At 69.1% G+C, this 20,797-nt stretch carries 12 protein-coding genes; 4 read left to right on the forward strand and 8 right to left on the reverse strand.

The genetic code is table 11. The features are described 5' to 3' along the window. Positions 1 to 3 precede the first annotated feature (3 nt). Positions 4 to 1,116: a pyridoxal phosphate-dependent aminotransferase gene (locus tag ACGFH6_RS37655; RefSeq protein WP_393394197.1), complete on the reverse strand. Its 1,113-nt coding sequence runs from the start codon at positions 1,114 to 1,116 to the stop codon at positions 4 to 6. Between the two features lie 63 nt (positions 1,117 to 1,179). On the opposite strand from ACGFH6_RS37655, the gene ACGFH6_RS37660 reads away from it, so the two are divergent. Next, positions 1,180 to 2,604, forward strand: coding sequence for a PLP-dependent aminotransferase family protein (locus tag ACGFH6_RS37660; RefSeq protein WP_393394200.1), 1,425 nt, complete (start codon positions 1,180 to 1,182; stop codon positions 2,602 to 2,604). Between the two features lie 103 nt (positions 2,605 to 2,707). Here ACGFH6_RS37660 and ACGFH6_RS37665 read toward each other — a convergent pair whose 3' ends face one another. The 4 genes from ACGFH6_RS37665 to ACGFH6_RS37680 all read right to left on the reverse strand — a co-directional run bounded on the left by ACGFH6_RS37665 (position 2,708) and on the right by ACGFH6_RS37680 (position 10,425). Next, on the reverse strand, positions 2,708 to 5,506 hold the full coding sequence (locus tag ACGFH6_RS37665) for a glycoside hydrolase family 2 TIM barrel-domain containing protein (RefSeq protein ID WP_393394203.1): 2,799 nt from the start codon (positions 5,504 to 5,506) through the stop codon (positions 2,708 to 2,710). 225 nt (positions 5,507 to 5,731) lie between these two features. Then, positions 5,732 to 6,163 carry a Fur family transcriptional regulator gene (locus ACGFH6_RS37670; RefSeq protein ID WP_393394206.1) on the reverse strand — a complete coding sequence of 144 codons (432 nt, stop codon included), beginning with the start codon at positions 6,161 to 6,163 and terminating at the stop codon, positions 5,732 to 5,734. Positions 6,164 to 6,185: 22 nt separating this feature from the next. Further along, positions 6,186 to 8,912, reverse strand: coding sequence for a type I DNA topoisomerase (gene topA, locus ACGFH6_RS37675; RefSeq protein WP_393394209.1), 2,727 nt, complete (start codon positions 8,910 to 8,912; stop codon positions 6,186 to 6,188). Between the two features lie 247 nt (positions 8,913 to 9,159). Continuing rightward, positions 9,160 to 10,425: a hypothetical protein gene (locus ACGFH6_RS37680; RefSeq protein ID WP_393394212.1), complete on the reverse strand. Its 1,266-nt coding sequence runs from the start codon at positions 10,423 to 10,425 to the stop codon at positions 9,160 to 9,162. A 247-nt stretch (positions 10,426 to 10,672) separates the two neighbouring features. Here ACGFH6_RS37680 and ACGFH6_RS37685 point away from each other — a divergent pair, with 247 nt between their 5' ends. After that, positions 10,673 to 14,326 (forward strand): NPCBM/NEW2 domain-containing protein, encoded by a 3,654-nt coding sequence (locus ACGFH6_RS37685; protein ID WP_393394214.1) that lies wholly within the window; start codon positions 10,673 to 10,675, stop codon positions 14,324 to 14,326. A gap of 203 nt (positions 14,327 to 14,529) precedes the next feature. Further along, positions 14,530 to 15,975, forward strand: a complete 1,446-nt coding sequence (locus ACGFH6_RS37690; RefSeq protein ID WP_393394217.1) for a methyltransferase — start codon at positions 14,530 to 14,532, stop codon at positions 15,973 to 15,975. A gap of 43 nt (positions 15,976 to 16,018) precedes the next feature. On the opposite strand, the gene ACGFH6_RS37695 is transcribed toward ACGFH6_RS37690, so the two are convergent. Beyond that, on the reverse strand, positions 16,019 to 17,584 hold the full coding sequence (locus ACGFH6_RS37695) for a diguanylate cyclase (protein ID WP_393394220.1): 1,566 nt from the start codon (positions 17,582 to 17,584) through the stop codon (positions 16,019 to 16,021). Positions 17,585 to 17,607: 23 nt separating this feature from the next. Further along, entirely contained in the window at positions 17,608 to 19,164 is a 1,557-nt protein-coding gene (locus ACGFH6_RS37700) for a diguanylate cyclase (RefSeq protein WP_393394223.1), read from the reverse strand. Between the two features lie 309 nt (positions 19,165 to 19,473). On the opposite strand from ACGFH6_RS37700, the gene ACGFH6_RS37705 reads away from it, so the two are divergent. Next, complete coding sequence (locus ACGFH6_RS37705) at positions 19,474 to 20,313, forward strand: TIGR03619 family F420-dependent LLM class oxidoreductase (protein WP_393394226.1); 840 nt, start codon at positions 19,474 to 19,476, stop codon at positions 20,311 to 20,313. A gap of 4 nt (positions 20,314 to 20,317) precedes the next feature. Here the strand turns inward: ACGFH6_RS37705 and ACGFH6_RS37710 are convergent, their stop codons facing one another. Beyond that, on the reverse strand, positions 20,318 to 20,797 hold the full coding sequence (locus ACGFH6_RS37710) for an NUDIX domain-containing protein (RefSeq protein ID WP_393394228.1): 480 nt from the start codon (positions 20,795 to 20,797) through the stop codon (positions 20,318 to 20,320).

Raw genomic sequence — 20,797 nt, forward strand, 5'->3', positions numbered from 1 at the left:
AGCCTAGTCGTCAGCATCGACAGCCCGGTGCAGTGCGGTCGCCAAGGCGTCGAGAGCGGCCTTCAGCTCCACTGGCGGCGGGAATCCGAAGCCCAGGCGGAACACCCGCGGCTCGTCGCCGAACCAGTCGCCGTCGGCGAGCCGTACGCCGAGCTCAGCGATCGCGGCCCGGAACCGATCGAGGTCGACCTGCGGCCTGAGCCGGACCGTGCACAACGCGCCGGCATCCGGCCGGACCCACTCGATCAGGTCGCTGTGCGCCCGCACCCACTCCTCCGTGCTGGCGACTCCTTCGGCCAGCCACGCGCGTCGTACGGCGAGGATCTCGTCCTCGAGCTCGAACACCCGGACGGCCAACGCCTCGGTCACCGGGGACGCGGACACCACCGTATTGAACTTCGCGGTCACGAGCTGATCGACGAGATCCGCGTCGGTGCTGACGATCCACCCGACCCGCAGCCCGGCCGCGCCGTGGCACTTCGACAGCGACGCGACCGTCACCACCTTCACGCCGAGGTGGATCGCGGTCTCCGCCACCGGATCATCGCCGTACGTCGCGGTGCGGTAGGTCTCGTCGACCATCAGATACGCGTCGGGGCAGATCTCGCTCATGGCGGCGACGATCTCGCGCAGGGTCTCCAGCGGTACGGCGACCCCGGACGGGTTCTGCGGTGTCGTCAGGCTGACGAGTTTCGTCTGTGGGGTAAGGCGTTCGCGGACTGCGTCCGCGGTCAGTCGGTAGCCGTCGTCGAAGGTCAGCGGGATCACGCGGACGTCGGCACCCACGGATTCGTAGGCGTTGCTGGTCAGCGGGAACAGCGGTGCGGTCGTGACGACCTCACCGCCGTGATCCGCGAGCAGATAGGCGAGCAGGAAGATCGCGTGCATCCCGCCGACCGTGACGACCACCTGATCGGGCCGTACGCCGTGCGCGCCGGCGATCGCGGTCCGCAGCCGGAGGTCGCCGGCGGCGGTGCCGTAGCTCAGCTCCAGGTCGCCCAGCTCCGGGGTGAGCAGGTCCGAGAGCCGGAGGTCGGGTCCGTAGCTCTCGCCGAGCTCATGGCGGGACTCTTCGTCGGTCAGGGACACGATGTCGTTGCGCGGGAAGGTGGCCATGCCGCCATCGTCCGGGACCGGCCCTGGCGACCCCAGAGCCAATCCGGCACAATTGGTTTGCAGATGAGACCAATCGAGCTGAGTGAGCGTTTGGGGCGCTGGTCGTCGGGCCGCGGCCCGCTGTACGTGCTGCTCGCGGCCAGGATGCGCCGGCTGATCGACGACGGTGAGCTGCCTGCGGGCGCACTGCTGCCGCCGGACCGCGCGCTGGCTGGAGCGCTCGCGGTCGGCCGTACGACGGTGGTGGCTGCCTACGAGCTGCTGCGCTCCGAGGGGCGGATCACTCGGAGGCAGGGCAGCGGGACGCGAGTGGCTGGAGTCCCGTCTGGGGCCGCCGTCGAGGACGCGCCGGTGGACCCGATCTTCCTCGACTCGCTGGAGTCCCACGACGACGGCGTACTGCTTGCGATCTGTGCCGCGCCGGAGGATCCGCCGCCGCAGGTCGCGGAGGCGTACGCGCGGATCGTGCCGGAACTCGGGAAGATCAGCGGCGACATCGGCTACTACCCGTACGGCGTACCGGTCCTGCGGGAGGCGATCGCTCGGCGTTATGCGGAGTACGGCGTACCGACGGTGCCGGAGCAGATCCTGGTGTCGAACGGTGGTCAGCAGGCGCTCTCGTTGCTGGCGCACACGCTGCTGTCTCCTGGGGATCAGGTCCTGGTCGAGGCTCCGACGTACCCGGGTGCGCTGGAGGCGTTCCGGGAGGGGGCGGCGGTGCTGCGTGGGCTGCCGGTTGGTCTGGAGGGCTTCGAGGCGGCGGTGCGGGAACGGCGTCCGGCGTTGGCTTATGTGATCCCGACGTACCACAACCCGACCGGGTCCGTGCTGTCTCCGCTGGCCCGGCAGCGGTTGGCGCGGGCGGCTGCGGCGGCGGACGTACCGCTGATCGAGGACGAGGTGCCGGCGGACCTCGGCTTTCCTGGTGAGCCGCGGTTGAAGCCGCTGGCGGCGTACAGCGATGCGGTGATCTCGGTCGGCTCACTGAGCAAGAGCATCTGGGGCGGCCTACGCATCGGCTGGGTCCGCGCACCGGCTCCGCTCGTTACTCGCCTGGCCCGCGTCCGCGCCGTCCACGACCTGGGCGGCAACGTCCCCACCCAACTGGCCGCCGCACACCTAGTGACGCAGCTCGACGACCTAGGCCTGCCGCAGGAGCTGGAGACCCGCCACGACCACCTGCACGCCCTCCTCGCCGAGCACCTCCCGACCTGGCACGTCCCACCCGTCCGCGGCGGCCAGACCCTCTGGGCCCGCCTCCCCCACGGCGACGGCAACTCCTTCGCCCAATCCGCCCTCCGCCACAGCCTGGCCATCCTCCCCGGCACCGGCCTGGACGTGACCGGCGCCAGCGACCCCTACCTCCGCCTCCACTTCCGAGCCACCCCCGAAGCCCTCACAGAGGCAGTGGCCCGCCTAACCACCGCCTGGTCCACCTACCACCCCCCAGCCGCCCGCGTACATCCCCGGCCGACCATCGCGATCTGAAGCCACCTGCGGGTTGCCAGGCCATCACAATCGCGGAGTCGTCGAGACCCGTGGGCGGGAGCCGCTCGGGTTGCCCAGTTGTGATGGCCTGGCGGTCCACGTCCTACGCGGTAGTGAAGCGGAGGGTGAGGGTGGCGGGGGCGGTTTTGAGTTTGTCTCGGTCTGGGAGGGCTGGGCCGCAGGCGGCTGTTCCTACGCCGGTTTGGGCGATGTCGAGGGTTACGTACGTGGTGTCACCGGGGGTCAGGTCCGCTGTGTGTTTAGCGGTCTCCAGGGCCTCGGTCGTCCAGTCGCGGACGGTGAGGCCGAAGAGGGGGCCGAGCGCTTCGATCCGGAGGCCGTCGAGGGTGGCCCAGCGGGTGTCGATGCGGTGGCCGTTCTCCTGCGGGCGGACGTACGGCGTCTGCAGTTCGGCGACCGTGGCCGAGTACCTGCCGACCGCCGCGGCCTCGCGGGTGTCGACGTACGCCTCGTTCGGGCCGGTGCCGAACCACTCGACCCGCCCCACCTTCGGCAGCTCGAACGTGATGCCGAGCCGCGGCAGCACCTCCGGGAACTGCCCTTCAGGTACGACGTTCAGCTCGAGAACGACCGCACCGTCGACAGTGGTCCAGCGCCAGGTGCTGACGAGACCCCACTGCAGCTGAGGCGGCGCGGTCCGGGTGACGACCTCCCAAACACCATCACGTTCGCCCTGCGACACGATCCGGTGCTGCACCCGGTGCAGTCCCTGCTCGCGCCAAGCGTCCGCAACCCCCGGGTTCGCGTCGTTGTCGATCGGCGCCCGCCAAACATCCAGCCGAGCGTTCCGCACATCTCCGAAAGAGATCCCGCCGACGCCGGCCACCACGTTGGTAGCCGGCACCCCCGCGCCAACCTCGGCCGGGCGAGCCGGCTCGTCCACCCGGAGCTGACCCCATGCGATTCGGTGACCGGCCTCGGCCCAGGAGGTGGCCTCGGTCAGCTCAGCAGTCACGGTCACCCAGATCTCGGACTCGCCCCCGTCGACCCGCTTGTGCACGCCCGGCGGCAGCACGACCGTGGCGGTCTCACCCGGCGCGAGCACCGGCACCGGCAGCGTGCCTTCGCCGACCCGCTCACCCGCGACCTCCAGCACCATCCGGAACGTCAGGTGGCTCGTGTCCAGCACCTCGTAGCGGTTCGTCACCGCGACCCCACCGTTGCCGTCAGCAACAATCCGCAGGGGCTCGATCACCTTGATGTATTCGAGCATGCCCGGCGACGGCGTCCGGTCCGGGAACAGCAGTCCGTCGCAGACGAAGTTCCCGTCGTGGATCGTCTCGCCGAAGTCACCGCCGTACGCGTAGACCTCGCGCCCGTCGATCGTGGTCCGGATGCCGTGGTCGATCCACTCCCAGATGAAGCCGCCCTGGCAGCGCGGGTACTTGTCGAACACCTCGCGGTAGTCGAGCAACCCACCCGGCCCGTTGCCCATCGCGTGCCCGTACTCGCACAGGATGAACGGCAGATTGCGGTACAACGAGGTGTCCGCCCCGATCTCCGCACACCCCTCCGGCGAGGTGTACATCCGCGAGTAGATGTCGACGAACTCCGCCTCGGTGTCGCGCTCGTAGTGCACCGGCCGGGACGGGTCGATCTCCTTCGCCAGGTCGTACATCGCGCGGAGGTTCTCGCCCATTCCGCACTCGTTGCCGAGCGACCAGATGATGATCGACGGGTGGTTCTTGTCCCGGTGCACGGTGCGCGCCATCCGCGCCACCAGGTCGTCGCGGAACCGCGGGTCCATCACCGGGTTCGGCAGGTTCGGCGGCTCGGGCTCGTACCCGAACCCGTGCGTCTCGAGGTCGCACTCGTCGATCACGTACAGGCCGTAGGAGTCGCACAGCGACAGGAAGTGCGGGTGCGGCGGGTAGTGGCTGGTCCGGACCGCGTTGATCCCGGCCCGCTTCATCAGCAGTACGTCGTCCAGCATGTCCTGCTCGGTCAGCGCCCGACCGCGGTCGGGGTGGAACTCGTGCCGGTTGACGCCGTTGAACAGCACCCGGTTGCCGTTGACCTCGAGGACGCCGTCGACGATCGCGACCGTACGGAAGCCGATCCGCAGCCGCACCTCACCACCGTCGGTCCGCAACACACCGTCGTACAGCCGCGGCACCTCGGCGCTCCACGGCTGCACACCCTCGATCCGGGTGTGCTCGCCGGTCGGCAACTCCAGCCCCAACTCGGGCACGGAGACCGTGCCGGGTACGTCGGACTCGACGAGCAGCGTGCCCGCGCCGTCGAGGTGATCCCAGGCGGCCTTCACGAAGACGTCGGTGGGGGCGGACGGCTTGAGCGCGAGCAGATTCACCTCGCGGAAGATCCCGGAAAGCCACCACATGTCCTGGTCCTCGACATAGCTGCCGGCCGACCACTGGTGCACACGGACGGCGATCCGCGCTTCCTTGCCCGGAGCAACCAACTCCGTCAGGTCGAACTCCGACGGCAGCCGCGAACCCGACGACCAGCCGACCATCGAGCCGTTGACGTGGACGGCGAACCGGGAGTCGACGCCCTCGAACCGCAGCACGACCCGCGCACCGGCCCAGTCCGCCGGGATCGTCACGGTCCGGACGTAGTCACCGGTCGGGTTGTCCGTCGGCACGTACGGCGGCTCGAGCGGGAACGGATAGACCACGTTGGTGTACGCCGGGGCGCCGTACCCGCTGAGCTGCCAATGCCCGGGCACCGCGATGGTGTCCCACCCGGTGGTGTCCGGGTCCTTCAGGTCGTCGGGGGCGTCGGCCACGCTCGGGGACAGCCGAAAGCTCCAGTCCCCGCTGAGCGGGATCCGCTCAGCGTCGTCGTCCAGCCAGGCCCGCGGGGGAAGTACGCCCGCACCGGGGGCAAAGTCCTCGACATAGCTCAGGTCATCCGTCACACCGACCGACCCTAAGCCAACCTTGCTCACGAATCCACACCGATGAACAGATATGGACAACCCCACCCCACCCCAGGCCCTCACACCCCCACCCGTCCCCCCGCCTGGTGGGTCAACCCATCAGACGGGGGGTCGGCCAGCCGCACGCCGTGGGTCAACCCACGCTCTGATGGGCCGACCCACCAGACGGGGGCCGGCAGTGTCGGGTACGGGGCGGGGGTGGGGTCAGCGCTGGCAGTCCGCACAGACGCCGACGAGGGCTACCTGCTCGGGGGCCAGGTGGAAGCCGAGGTCGCGTTGGACCTTCTTGCGGGCGGCCTCGAGGATGTCGCCGGGGGCGTCGTACACGGTGCCGCACTCGGAGCAGCGAAGGTGCAGGTGACGGGGCGCGAGATCCCCGGCCAGGTGGTACGTCGTCCCCGCGCGGCCGAGGTGGACGTGGGTGACGAGGCCGAACTCGCCGAGCGCGTCCAGCGCCCGGTAGACGGTGGCGCGGTGGATCCCCGGACGCAGCTCCTCTGCCCGCTCGCCGATCTGCTCGGCGCTGAGGTGCTCCTCCGTACCGGCGAGCACCTCGACGACCGCCAGCCGTGCCGGTGTGACCCGCTCGCCACGGTCCCGGAGCCGCTGCGCGGTGACCTCGACAGCACTCGTCACATCGGCCTCCTCACGACGGATCCTAGGACTTCTTCGTCGCCGTCTTCTTGGTCGCCGTCTTCTTCGCGGCGGCCTTCTTGGTGGTGGTCTTCTTGGCCGCCGTCTTCTTCGCCGCGGTCTTCTTCGCCGGCGACTTCCGGGCCGTCTTCTTCACCGGTCCACGGGCCCGCTTGTCGGCGAGCAGCTCGGCCGCGCGCAGCAGCGAGATGGTCTCCACCGAGTCGTCCTTGCGCAGGGTCGCGTTCGTCTCGCCGTCGGTCACGTACGGACCGAAGCGGCCCTCCTTGACCACCACCGGCTTGCCCGACTCCGGGTCCTCGCCCAGCTCCTTCAGCGGCGGCGCCGCGGCCCGACGGCCACGCTGCTTCGGCTCGGAGTAGATCTTCAACGCTTCCTCGAGGGTGATGTCGAACATCTGCTCCTCGGACGACAGCGACCGCGAGTCCGTGCCCTTCTTCAGGTACGGCCCGTAGCGCCCGTTCTGCGCGGTGATCTCGTCGCCGCTGTCCGGATCCTTGCCGACCACCCGCGGCAGCGACAGCAGCTTCATCGCGTCGCCGAGGTCGATGCTCTCCAGCGTCATCGACTTCAGCAGCGAGCCGGTCCGCGGCTTGGCGCTCTTCGGCGCGTCCTCGGGCAGCACCTCGGTCACGTACGGCCCGAACCGCCCGGCCTTCGCCACCACCTTCAGCCCGGTGTCGGGCGCGTTACCCAGCTCGTGCTCGACCCCGGACGGCTGGCTGAGCAGCTCCTGGGCCTTCTCCACGGTCAGCTCGTCCGGCGGCAGGTCCTCCGGCACGTTGGCGCGCCGCTCGTCCTTGTCCTCGACGTACGGCCCGTAGCGACCGACCCGGAGCACCACCCCGGAGTCGTCGCCGCCGACCGGGAACGTCGACATCTCCCGGGCGTCGATGTCGCCCAGGTCGCTGACCATCGACTGCAGGCCCTCGACATCGTCGTGACCGAAGTAGAACCGGCCGAGCACGCCCTCGCGCTGCAGGTTGCCGGCCGCGACCTCGTCGAGGATGTCCTCCATCGACGCGGTGAACGTGTAGTCGACCAGCCGGGTGAAGTGCTCCTCCAGCAGCCGCACGACCGCGAACGCCAGCCAGGCCGGCACCAGCGCCTGGCCCTTCTTGTAGATGTACCCGCGGGCCACGTTCGTGCCGAGGATGGTGGCGTACGTCGACGGGCGGCCGATCTCGCGCTCTTCCATCTCCCGGATCAGCGTGGCCTCGGTGTAGCGGGCCGGCGGCTTGGTCTCGTGCCCGGAGGCGAGCACCTCGACCGCGGGCAGTACGTCGCCCTCGCTCACGTCGGGCAGCCGGGTCTCCTGGTCGTCCGTCCCGGCGGACGGGTCGTCCGCGCCCTCGACGTACGCCTTCAGGAAGCCGTGGAAGGTGATCACCCGGCCGGACGAGGTGAACTCGCACTTCTCCCCGGTCGACGCGGTCGCGTCGATCCGGATCGAGACGCTGCGGCCCTCGGCGTCCTTCATCTGGGACGCGATCGTGCGCATCCAGATCAGCTCGTACAGCCGGTACTCCGCACCGGACAGACCGGTCTGCGCCGGGGTCTGGAAGACCTCACCGGCCGGCCGGATCGCCTCGTGCGCCTCCTGCGCGTTCTTCACCTTGGAGGTGTAGACGCGCGGCTTGTCCGGCAGGTACGACGCGCCGTACAGCTCCCGGACCTGGGCCCGGGCCGCGGTGATCGCGGTGTCGGACAGCGTGACGCTGTCCGTCCGCATATAGGTGATGTTGCCGTTCTCGTACAGCCGCTGGGCGATCTGCATGGTCTGCGAGGCGGACATGCCGAGCTTGCGGCCGGCCTCCTGCTGCAGCGTGGTGGTCCGGAACGGCGCGTACGGCTTGCGGGTGTACGGCTTGGACTCGATCGACCGGACGGAGAACTGCGAGTCGCGCAGCGCGCCGGCCAGTGCCGTCGCGGTCGCCTCGTTCAGGTGGACCGTGTTCTGGCTCTTCAGCTCACCGATCGAGCTGAAGTCGCGCCCTTGGGCGACCCGTCGGCTGTCCACCGAGATCAGCCGGGTCGGGAACTGCCGGGGCGAGCGCCCCTCACCCGCGTCGAGGGTGGCGTCCAGGTCCCAGTACGACGCGCTGCGGAACGCGATCCGCTCCCGCTCCCGGTCGACCACCATCCGGATCGCGACGGACTGCACGCGGCCCGCCGACAGCTTCGGCATGACCTTCTTCCACAGCACCGGCGAGACCTCGTAGCCGTACAGCCGGTCGAGGATCCGGCGCGCCTCCTGCGCGTCGACCAGCGCCTCGTCGATGTCGCGGGCGTTGCCGACCGCGTCCTGGATCGCCTTAGGCGTGATCTCGTGGAAGACCATCCGCTTCACCGGGACCCGCGGCTTCAGCTCCTCCAGCAGGTGCCAGGCGATCGCCTCGCCCTCGCGGTCCTCATCGGTGGCCAGGAAGAGTTCGTCGGCGCCCTTGAGCAGGTCCTTCAGCTTGCGGATCTGGGCCCGCTTGTCCGCCGGTACGACGTACAGCGGGTCGAAGTGGTCCTCGACATTGACGCCGAGCCGCGCCCAGGGCAGGCCCTTGTACTTCGCCGGGATCTCGTCCGCCCCGCTCGGCAGGTCGCGGATGTGGCCGAAGCTCGACTCCACCACGTATCCGGACCCCAGGAAGCCGGCGATCATCCGCGCCTTCTTCGGCGACTCGACGATCACCAGGCGGCTGCCCGCCGATGTCTTCGTCCCTGCTGCCCCTGCCACTGCGCTCCTTGCTCTCGCTCTCGTCCTGCGGCAACGTCCATGACCGGACGTCTGTTCCCCCGGGCACAGACCGACCCCGTCCGAGGACAGGGTACGGCCGACGGCAACACATTTCTCAACGCACGGTAACCGCTGCCACCCCCGGTCCGCCTCCCAGGGTTTCAGAAAGTGGCGAACCACCCACAGTCGTCGCGCGTCGCGGCGAGGCCACCTCCGGCCCCCGATGATGCCCCGAGGGTACGCCGTCTCAGCGGGCGAAACGGATCTCCGGGTATTTCGGGGAGTCGCCACGCAGCAGCAGCCCGGGCCGGCGGCGCAGGGTCTGGTCGAAGAACGCCACGAGGTATTCGCGCTGCGCGAGCACGCTGCGGGCCGGGTCGGCCTTGCCGACGAGGGCCGTCATCACCGAGGTGATGATCGGGTCGTCGCCGTAGATCGAACGGAACAACTGGTCGAAGACGAACTGGTAGTCGGTGAACGCCTTCTGCTTGGCGCCGGCCAGCCTGAGGTTCAGCTTCCAGCCGCGCTGGGCCTCCCAGAAGCCGGCCCAGGACTTGTCGTAGTACTCCTGGTCCGGATCGGTCCGCTGTGTGGTGTCCGAGCCGAACAGCAGGAACGGCTGGTCCAGACCCTTGCGCGCGACCTCGCCGAGCGGCCCCTTCGCGGGGTCGTCCTGCAAGGTGCCGTCCAGGTCCAGGCCGGCCGAGATCCGGCGGTCCTCGAGCAGCGTGTTCGCGGTCGCGTAGCCGCCGAGCGAGAACCCGAACATGCCGACCCGCCGCGGATCGAGTCCGGCCGCCATCCCCGGCGGCAGATCGTTGCCCTCGGCACCGGGATTCTGCCCGGCGGCGATCAGTTCCAGCTGGTCCAGCACGAACCGCGCGTCGGCCGTGCGGGTCTCGACCGCCTTGCGGGTGAAGACCGGATCCGGCAGTTGGGACGCGGGCACACCGGGCAGGAACCGCCCACCCGGGAACTCGACCGGAGTCTCGTGGGTGTGGTCCATCGTCACCACGACGTACCCGCGGCTGGCCAGCTCCTCGACCTGTGCGGTGTTCACGAAACGGCTGTACTGGTAGCCGGGAGAGAACAGTACGACGGGATGCCGCATCGGCTGCATCGGCGCGTCGATGCGGGAGTGCGTCTCGGTGCCGGCGAAGTCGAACGAGCCGGGCGGCAGCGCGAGGCCGTACTCACCGGTCCAGGTGTTGTCCACCTCCTGGGCGGTCCGGGCCGGCATGTACTTCGCGAACGGCGCCGAGCCGACCACCGAGGCCGGGTACCAGATGCTGATCATCAGCTCCCGCCGGCCGCTCGGCATGCTCGGGTCCGGCCGGGACTGGTCGATCAGGTGGACGGCGGTCGTCCCGAGCGCCTTGCGCCCGGTCGGCGCCGGTAGCTCGAAGGTCACCGGGTGGAAGTCGGGGTCATCCTGCTCCGGGTCGAACCGAACGGCTCGCGCGACGCCGGGAGCGGCCATCGCCAAGCCTGCGGCCAGCCCTGCCGTCAGCACACCGCGCCTTGTCACAAGCCTTGTCACAGGCCTGGTCACCGGCGTGGTGACTGTGTGACTGATGGTGCGGATGGGACGCCTGTTCGCCATGCGACTCATCGTCACGGCCACATTTCACCCCGTGATGGCGACCTCGTCTCAACTTCATGACGGCGAGCTGATGACAACCGCCGACGGGTGAGCTTCAATGAGCGCACTCTTGTTCATAGATGCGTGAAGTGAGGCAGTCGTGAACATCTCCGCCCGCATGAAACGTTCATTAGTCGCCTTGGCTCTGATCGCCGGCGCTCTTGTGCACACGGCCGCCCCCGCACGGGCCGACAGCACCGCGCTCGGTGACGTCACCGGCTTCACCGCCGACAAGGCGACGTACACACTGACGGCCGGTGCCGCGAAGGTCCGTGTCGTCTTCCTGAAGGACGACGTGTTCCGGCTCTGGCTGGCGCCCGACGGGAACTTCACCGACCCGGCCGGTACGCCGCCCACCGACCCGAACGAGCCCGCGTCGACAATCGTCACCAAGACCGACTACGGCACGCCGCACACGTCCTGGCGGGACCGCGGCTCGTACTACTCGCTCACGAGCGGCAAGGTCGAGGTCCGCGCGCAGAAGCACCCGCTCAAGTTCAGCGTCTACCGCGACAACGGCCAGCTGGTCTGGGCCGAGACGGCTCCGCTGTCCTGGGACGACACGTCCACCACCCAGTCGCTGGGCCGCGGACCGAGCGAGCAGTTCTTCGGCGGCGGTATGCAGAACGGACGCTTCTCGCACCGCGACCAGACCATCACCATCGCCCGCGACTTCAATTGGGAGGACGGCGGCAACCCGAACGCTTCGCCGTACTACATGAGTACGGCGGGGTACGGCGTACTGCGCAACACGTTCAGCCCCGGTAGCTACAGCTTCACCGACCCCGTCGTCACCAAGCACGACGAGAAGCGGTTCGACGCGTACTACTTCATCGGCGACCTCAAGACCTCACTGGACCGCTACACCGAGCTCACCGGCCGCCCGTTCATGCCGCCGATCTACGGACTCGAGTACGGCGACTCGGACTGCTACAACCGCGGTCACTACGGGACGGACCCCGACCCCAGCAACGACTGGAAGGTGCACCCGGACAAGGTGACGACGCTGGACGCGGTCAAGGTCGCGCAGCGGTTCAAGGACGAGGACATGCCCGGTGGCTGGATGCTGGTCAACGACGACTACGGCTGCGGCTACTCCGACGACACCGACTCCGAGCAGGTCGACGGCACCTGGTGGGGCAAGCGGGAGATCCCCGCGCTCAAGCAGACCGGTGACGCACTGCGCGACCGCGACATCCAGATGGGTCTGTGGACGCAGTCGTCGCTGGACCGGCAGCCGGACGAGGTCGGCGAGGCCGGAGTGCGGGTACGCAAGCTGGACGTCGCCTGGGTCGGTCCGGGCTACCGGCACGCGCTGAGCGCCTGCGACACCGCACACGACGGCATCGAGCAGTACAGCAACGCCCGCGGCTTCGCCTGGATGGTGGAGGGCTGGGCCGGTGCGCAGCGGTGCGCGGTGCAATGGACCGGTGACCACAGCGGCTCGCTGGACGCCATCAAGTGGCAGATCCCGGCCATCACCGGCTCCGGCAACTCCGGTATCGCCTACAGCGCCGGCGACGTGGACGGCATCTTCGGCGGCTCGGCCACTTCGTATGTGCGCGACATGCAATGGAAGGTGTTCAACCCGGCGTTCATGACGATGTCCGGCTGGGCCACCCCGGCGATCAAGCAGCCGTGGGCGTACGGCGAGCCGTACACCTCGATCAACCGCAAGTACCTCAAGCTCCGCGAGCGCCTGCTGCCGTACTTCTACACGTACGCCGCCGAGGCGCACCGCACCGGCGCACCACTGAACCGGTCGCTGGTGCTGGAGTACCCGAACGACCCGAAGACGTGGGACGACACCACGAAGTACGAGTTCCTCGCCGGTCAGGACTTCCTGGTCGCGCCGATGTGGGGTGCGGACGAGGTGAAGAGCGGGATCTACCTACCGAAGGGCCAGTGGGTCGACTACTGGACCGGCCGGGTCTACCAGGGTCCGACGACCATCAACGGCTACCACGCCGCGCTCGACACGCTGCCGCTGTTCGTGAAGGCGGGTACCGTCGTACCGATGTGGAAGCAGGGCATCAACTCCGCGGCCGAGCAGGGCTTCGGGGATCGGCTCACTCTCGACATCTACCCGCAGGGCAAGTCGTCGTTCAGCCTCTACGAGGACGACCGCGTCACTCGTTCGCAGAACTCCGCCACCCAGACCTTCACGGTCGACGCACCCAAGCAGTCCCGCGGCGACGTGACAGTCAAGATCGGCGCCAGTGCCGGGACGTACGCCGGCAAGCCCGCAACCCGTCCGTACGAGCTGACGGTCCACACCGGCACCGCACCGCACGAGGTCACCGTGGACGGCCGCAAGGCGACTTGGACCTATGAGAACGGAGTGGTCCGGGTACAGACCGCGCCGATCTCCACCGCACGCACCGCGGTGGTCCGACTCAGCGGGACGTCTTCCGTCGGTGGTCCCGATGTGGCGAACACCTTCGGCACGCCAGAGCTCACCACGCCGTCGTTGTGGAACGCTCCGGGCCAGGCCACCGAGGTGACTGCGACGTTCCGGAACGGCAGCCCGACCACCATGCGCAACGTGAACCTCGCGCTCCAGCCGCCGGCTGGTTGGACCGTCGCCGGGCAGAAGGTGTTCGACACCGTCCAGCCCGGGCAAACCGTCACGACCAAGCTGCAGGTCACTCCCGGCGCCGATGTGAAACCGGCGAGCTTCACGCTCGAGCTGGCCGCGTCTTATGTTGCGCAGGGCAAGAGCTACACGAACAGTGCCGTCGCGACGGCTCAGTTGCCTTATGCATCGTTGTCGCAGGCGGCGAATGTTGTCGGCATCAGCGACGCGACGACCTACGCCCAAGGCAACTTCGACGGATCCGGCAACAGCTACAACGGCGAGGCACTCGCGGCCGTCGGCTACACACCTGGCGCGACGGTGACCGTCCAGGATGCCGAGTTCACCTGGCCGACCGGAGCACCCGGAACGCCCAACCTGGTGAAGAACCAGCCCGCTCCGATCCTTGTCTCCGGCACCGGTTCGCATCTCGCCCTCCTGGGCGCGGGCGCGAGTCTCAACGCCCGGGGCACGGTGACGATCATCTACACCGACGGGACGGAATCCCAAGGCACGTTCCAGCTCCCGAACTGGTGCTGTCAGGACCCAGCCACCGGTGGCGCCAAGCTGGCGGTGTCGGTGAAGGGTCGTTACACCCCCGCGGGTCTCGCCAACACCACGACGGACTACCGGGTCTTCTACACCGCCGTACCGCTCGATCCTGGCAAGACGGTGAAGGCGATCAAGCTGCCCGGCGGCGGGCTCGGGTTCTTCGCCGCCACGATCGCCGACAAACCGTTGCCTCCGGCACCGACCGGTGAACAGTGGGTGAGCGACCTGGAGTTCCTCGACTCGACGAACGGCTGGGGTCCGGTCGAACGGGACCACAGCAACGGCGAGGACGGCGCCGGCGACGGCGGTCCGATCACCCTCGACGGCGTGCAGTACGCGAAGGGTCTCGGCACCCACGCGGCGTCGTCGGTGAGTGTCCGGATGGGCGGCAACTGCAAGACCTTCACCGCCAAGGCCGGGGTCGACGACGAGATGGAGGACCGCGGCAAGGTCGGCTTCAAGGTCCTCGTCGACGGGACCGCGAAGTACACCTCGGATCTGCTCACCGGCACGTCGCCGACCGCGGACGTCTCGGTGGACGTGACCGGAGGCCAGACGCTCACGCTGCAAGTCACCGACGGCGGCGACGGCGTAACCAGCGATCACGCCGACTGGGCGGAGGCCAAGCTGAGCTGCAACCCATAGCCCCCACCCCGCCGTCGATTCGGCTGGACGGCGTGCAGATGGACAGGAGATGTCGAGCCCTACCTAGTGCAGCTGAGCGCTCGCGCCCCTCTATGTACACCGTCTCGCCGGTGCACTACCTGTCGACCTGCACACCGCCCGCCCAGCCCACCTCAGGGGGCTGTCCGTTCAAATGCGGGCGGCCGGGGATGGGAGGATGAGGGATGATCGAGTTGACGGGGACCGACGTGGACGTGCTGCGTGAGGCGTTCGGACAAGCCGGGTACACGGTTGAGGGAGTTGCCGCCCGGCTCGGTCCTCAGGCGAATGGTGCGCTGGCCCGCAACGAGACCACTCTCGCGGGCCGGCGCACCTCGTCCGGCGACGCCCTGGACACGATCATCAGGTTGTTCCTGCTGCAACGCGACGTACCGGAAGCTCTTGTCCTGCAGGCTTTTCCGGGCGTAGATCTGGTTGCTCTCGGCATCATCGCGGTCGACGGCGGCTCGGCCCGGGCACTCCTCGACATCAGGCCGTACGCCGAGGACGACCGGCAGTGGTGGGTGATCGCGGACCTGACGCCCGGCCTGGACGGACGTCGTGAGCCGATGCGCAGCGACTACGCTCTCGGGATCTCGTCAGCCAGCCTCAGCCTGGTCAACCTGACGGTGCCGATCAAGGCCGAACGGGCTCTCGACATCGGCACCGGCAGCGGGATCCAGTCACTGCATCTGTCCAACCGGGTGAACCAGGTCGTCGCGACCGACGTGAATCCGCGCGCGCTCCGGCTGGCCCGGTGGACGGCCGCGCTGAACCGGATCGAGCTCGACGTCCGCGAAGGCAGTCTGTTCGAACCGGTCCGGGGCGAGCGCTTCGACCTGATCGTGAGCAACCCGCCGTACGTGATCTCACCGCCGGGCGAGGATCAGCTGACGTACCGCGAGACCGGATTCGCCGGCGACACGCTCGTCGAGCAACTGGTGCGGCAGGCGCCGAACCACCTGACCGACGGCGGCTGGTGCCAGCTGCTCGCCAACTGGACGTACATCCGCGGCGAGGACTGGCGTGACCGGATCGCTGCGTGGACAGGCGATCGGTCCGCCTGGGCGGTGCAGCGCGAGCTGCTCGACCCCTCCGAGTACGTCGAACTCTGGCTCCGCGACGCCGGTGTCCCCGGCACACCGTCGTACACCGCTCAGTACGACGCTTGGATGCGCTGGCTGGACGCACAGGCGGTGGAAGCGATCGGCATGGGCTGGATCACCTTGCACAACGTGGCAGGGACGCTCGACGCCGAGGAGTGGCCGTACGAGATCGAGCAGCCGATCGGTCCGCACGTCCTGCGGCGGTTCGAGCGGGCGGAGGGAATGCCGGCCGACCTGACCGGACTGCATCTGGTGGTCGCGGACGACGTGATCCAGGAGACGACCGGACGGCCAGGCGCGGAGGATCCCGCGGCCATCGTGCTGCGGCGCCAGCGAGGGATGCGGCGAGCGGAGCAGGTCGACACCGTGCTGGCCGGCTTCGTCGGTGCGTGTGACGGCGACCTGAGTGCGGGGCAGATCCTCGCTGCCCTTGCCGACCTGTTGGACCGTCCGGCGGTGGAAGTCCTGCAGGACTACCTGCCGCAGATTCGCCGCCTGGTCGTCGAAGGTTTCCTGGACTACTAGTGCCTGGGCGCCGCAAGCGCCAAGGGATCTCCGACGCAGGGCACTAGACCTGTCCGCGGCGGCGGCGTTTCTCGGCGTACATCCGCTGGTCCGCCTCGGTCAGCAGTTCGCCGACCGCGATGCCGTCGGTGCTGCTGGCCTGGCCGATGCTCAGCCGCAGCATCGTGAACCACGGTTCGATCGCGCTCGCCGCGACCCTCTCGGCCGTGGACTTGATCCGCTCGACCAGCTCCCGCGCGCCGCGCTCGTCCGGGTTGTCCAGCACCACGACGAACTCGTCGCCACCGGCCCGTGCGACCACGTCCTCGGCCCGGCACTGCTCGGTGAGGAGCTGGCCGACCCGGCGCAGTACGGCGTCGCCGCAGGCGTGCCCGTAGCTGTCGTTGATGACCTTCAGGTTGTCGACGTCGATGGCGATCACCGCGACCGACCGCGCCGCGTCGTGGGCCACCGACATCCGTTCGTCCAGCGCCCGCCGATTGCCCACACCGGTCAGCGGATCCTCGCGCGCCGCACGCCATTCCGCGTCGTGCCTGATCGACAGCTCATGGTTGGCCAGTGCGGTCCGTACGGCGTACAGACCGCGCAGCCGCTCCGCCCACCACCCCCTGGTGATCGCCCGCGCGTACTGCAGCCCTGTCGCGGCTCCCGCGTCACCTGACTCGGCGACGATCTGTACGGCGGTGTGCCGGATCAACGCCTCCACCGGCGGATCCGAGGTGGGCGGAAGATCCGTGCCGGCCTGGTCAGCGGCCTCCATCGCGTCGTCGAGTTGCCCCATGGCGGCGTACGCCTTGGCCAGATAGGCGCCCGCGATCGCGGCCAGCTCCAGGTCGCCCAGCTTCGCCAACTGGTCCCGGCAGTCCTTCAGGATCACCGTGGCTTCGGCCGCCTCGCTGTCGTCGTTGCTGGCGGCCAGCCACATCCGCCCGGCGATCGGCCAGTACCCGAGCAGGTCGGCGCCGACGATCACCTCGATCGCCTCACCGGCCCATCGGCGCGCCTCCCGCCGGCGTTCGGCGATCTCCTCCCCGTACGACGTGTCGCCGAGCCGCTCGAGCTCGTGCGCCCAGCGGAGGTTTGACTCGGCCAGGTTCAGCCGGTTGATCGCCGGAGCCTCGGCCAGCCCGAGCGGGTCGTGGTCGCCCTCGGCGGCGAGTTCGAAGTGCGGGATGCACAGCTCGTACAGGCGCAGCAGGTCGTAGGCATACCCGAGTCCGGTGTGCGCCCAGCCGGCCAGGCCGAGATCGCGGGTCCGCGACAGCGCGTTCTCCGCCGCGACCAGGTCGGCCACCGAGTCGCCACCCTCGCCGGTCCGGATCAGCGTGACGATCCGGATCGCGATCCCATTGGCCTCCCAGCCCGGCTCGTCGATCGCCCGCGCGACCCGGATACAGGCGTCGACCGCGTCCAGAGCCTCCATCGCATCGGCGCCGTGGTGCGCCGCGACAGCTCGCACGTACTCGGCCGCTGCGCGCTCGTGTGTGGGCTCCGGCCCGAGTTCGTCCAGCAACCGGTTGATCTCGGTCGCCGCCTCGGCCGGACTCCCCGACTGGGCCCGTGTCATCGCCGCCGCGATCCGCGCCGTCACCCCCGACGTCTCGCGCAAGAAACCTCCCCTGAGTGCCTGCCTCACCGCTGACGGCGTTTGTCGCCGTACAGCCGCCGATCCGCCGTCGCGATCAGCTGGTCCACCGCAACACCTTCTGCCGTCGCGGCGTACCCAATGCTCAAACCGAGCCGCCGCAGCCACGGCTTGTCCGTCGCCGCCGCGATCGCCCTGACCGCGGTCCGGATCCGCAGTGCCAGCAGCGCACCGCCCTTGGCGTCCGGCTGATCGAGCACCACGACGAACTCGTCGCCACCCGATCGAACCACGGCATCGGTTGCTCGCGCCTGTTCTACCAGCAGGTTTGCCACAACCTGCAGCAATTCGTCCCCGCAGGCGTGCCCGAAGGTGTCGTTGACCACCTTCAGGTTGTCCACATCGATGGCGAGCACGGTCACGGCCCGCCCCGAGTCACGCGCCGCCGTCAGCCGCTCGTCGAGCGCGCGCCGATTCCCCACGCCGGTCAGGGGATCCTGTCGCGCCGCATGCCACTCGGCGTCGTGCCGCGCCGAAAGGTCGCGCGCGGCAAGCGCATGCCGTACGGCGGTCAGTGCGCGCTGCCGCTCCTTCCACCAACCACGGGCCACCGAACGCGCATACTCCAACCCTGCAACGGCTCCGGGCTCACCGGACGCGGCCGCGATCTCCGATCGGGTCTGCAGAACCAGCACGTGCGTGGCCGGATCCGCCAAGGGAATCAGGTCGTCCGCGGCCCGATCGGCCGCCGCCTTCGCCTCTTCGGACTTGCCCTGTGCCTGCAGAGCCCTGGCCAGGTAGGCGCCGGCGATCGCGAGCCGCTCGGTCTCACCCAGCTTGCTGATCTCGTCGCGGCATTCCGTCAGTTCGGCGACCGCCGAATCCGGATCGTGGTCGGTCGCCGCGCCGGCCAGCCACAGCCGCGCACTCAACCGCCAGAACTCCTGGCTCTCGTCGTCGACGATCACCCGCTCACCTTCGCGCGCCCAGTACGCCGCCGATGCGAGCCGCTCGCGGATCTCCCCGACGTACGACGGATCGCCAAGCCGCTCGAGCTCATGCGCCCAGCGGAGATAGGTCTCGGCGAGATTCAGCCGGTCGATCGCCTCCGACTCGGCCAGCTCGAACACGTCCGCGTCCGCCCGGGCCGCCTGCTCGTAGTGCGGGATGCACAGCTCGAAGAGGCGTAGTACGTCGTACGCATAGCCGAGGCCGGTGTGTGCCCAGGCGGTCAGGCCGGGATCCTTCGTGCGGCTCAGCGCGTGCTCGGCGGCGACGAGGTCGTTGACCGTGTCACCACCTCGGCCACTGCGGGCGAGGTTGATGATGCGGATCGGCAGTGCGTTCGCTTCCCAGCCCGGTTCATCGATCGCCTTCGCGACCGCGACACATGCGTCAACGGCCTTGAGCGCCTCGTCCGCGTCGCTCGCATGGTGCGCCGTGACACCACGCACGTACTCCGCCGCGGCCAGCTGGTAGCTCGGCACGCCGCCCAGCTCGGCCCGGATCAGCTCGATCTCGGCAGCCGCGCTCGCATGCCCACCGGACTGAGCCGATGTCATTGCGGCGGCGATCCGGGCGGTCAGTTCGTCGCCCGTCGCCATCTCGCCACTCCCCATACCCGCCGGCGGCCTTCCCTGATCCTCACCCGTACCTCGGGCCGGACCGCCCATTGTGACCACCCACCCCCACCTCTGTCACGACCCGATCCGGCCAACGACCACCTAGTGCCACCCCAAAACTACCCACCGCCATTCCGGACCCCAAAGTTCACCAAAACCCGGCGGTGCAACTCTCCGGCCACGCCGACGGTCTCTCGACTCCGATCCAGAGCCTCGGCAAGATCCCCTCCAGTTGCCTTGACCCTGGGGGCAACGTTCTAAGGTGCTGCCCCCACGGCGGAAGGGAACGGGATGAAGTTCGCGGTCAGCTACAGCACGCCCATGTTCGGGGTGGATCCGGACCACCTGGCGGCGTTCGCGCAGCACGCGGAGGCGTGCGGATTCGAAGGGATCTACGTGCCCGAGAGGGTGGCGCTGACCACCGGTGACACGTTCGGCGGTGCCGAGCTGCCGATGACACTGCCGTACGGCGCTCCGCTCGACCTGCTCACGTACGCCGCCGCCGCGACCGAGCGGATCCTGCTGGGGACCGGAGTGTTGCTGCTGCCGTACTACCAGCCGGTGATGCTGGCGAAGCGGCTGGCGACGATCGACGTGCTCTCGAAGGGCCGGATGCGACTGCTCACCGTAGGCGTCGGTGTTCTGCCGAGCGAGGCAGTCGCGGCGGGCGTGGATTTCAGCACCCGCGGTCGCCGCGCCGACGAGTCGATCGACGTACTGCGGCTGCTCTGGTCCGACGAGGCCGACGGTGCCAGCTACTCCGGTGAGTTCTTCGAATTCAAGAACGTCTACAGCTTTCCGAAGCCTCTGTCCCCACTGCCGATCCACGTCGGCGGGTCGAGCCGCGCCGCGGCCCGGCGGGCGGGACTGCGCGGTGACGGGTACTTCGCCGGCGGCGCGCTGATGGGCGACGAACGCGCGGCCCAATGGGAGCTGGCTCAATCCACGGCAGGCGACCGTAGGCTCGACTACACCCGCTGGGGTTCGATCGAGCTGACCCCTGCCTCGCTCGAGGCGTACGCCGCCCAGGGAGTCACCCGTCTGGTGGTCGGCACGTCGAGCCCGGACCTGTCCGAGCAACGCGACCAGCTCTCCGCCTTCGCCGAACGCTTCGCCCTGACCCCGAGCTGACAGCTCAGGCGACGCGTACGCCGTGTTCGCAGAGGGCCGTCGTGCCCTCGTGCACGGCGTCGAGAGCGGCGCCGAGGCGATCGGCCAACAGCGGCTTGACGCGCGCGCGTACGTCGGTCAGGGAGTAGAGACCCACGGACAGGATCTCCCCGTCGGGGAACGTGAACGCGGCCAGATCCGCCTCCGTCACCACTCCGCCGTCGAAGACGAAGATCATGCCTTCGAGGCGGCCGTCGTACGCGTGCACGTGGTCGACCACCAGCAACCGGCCGATCGGCCGCTCCGCCCCGAGTTCCTCCCTCAGCTCCCGGGCTGCCGCGACCCACGGCGCCTCGTTCGCCTCGACCACACCCCCGGGCAGTTCCCAGTTCGGCTTGTACGACGGCTCCACCAGCAGAACGCGATCGTCCTCACCCCGGAACAACACCCCCGCCGCCATCCGCTTCCGCGGCAACCCAGCGGCGTACTGCTCGGTGGACTGCAC

Origin of the sequence: Kribbella sp. NPDC049227 (assembly GCF_043197265.1) — a bacterium.
Lineage (GTDB): Bacteria > Actinomycetota > Actinomycetes > Propionibacteriales > Kribbellaceae > Kribbella.

Coding starts and splice junctions, on each gene's coding strand:
- ACGFH6_RS37660 (WP_393394200.1), top strand. CDS start 1,180: ATGAGACCAATCGAGCTGAGTGAGCGTTTGGGGCGCTGGTCGTCGGGC.
- ACGFH6_RS37700 (WP_393394223.1), bottom strand. CDS start 19,164: ATGGCGACGGGCGACGAACTGACCGCCCGGATCGCCGCCGCAATGACA.
- ACGFH6_RS37690 (WP_393394217.1), top strand. CDS start 14,530: ATGATCGAGTTGACGGGGACCGACGTGGACGTGCTGCGTGAGGCGTTC.
- ACGFH6_RS37705 (WP_393394226.1), top strand. CDS start 19,474: ATGAAGTTCGCGGTCAGCTACAGCACGCCCATGTTCGGGGTGGATCCG.
- ACGFH6_RS37685 (WP_393394214.1), top strand. CDS start 10,673: ATGAAACGTTCATTAGTCGCCTTGGCTCTGATCGCCGGCGCTCTTGTG.
- ACGFH6_RS37655 (WP_393394197.1), bottom strand. CDS start 1,116: ATGGCCACCTTCCCGCGCAACGACATCGTGTCCCTGACCGACGAAGAG.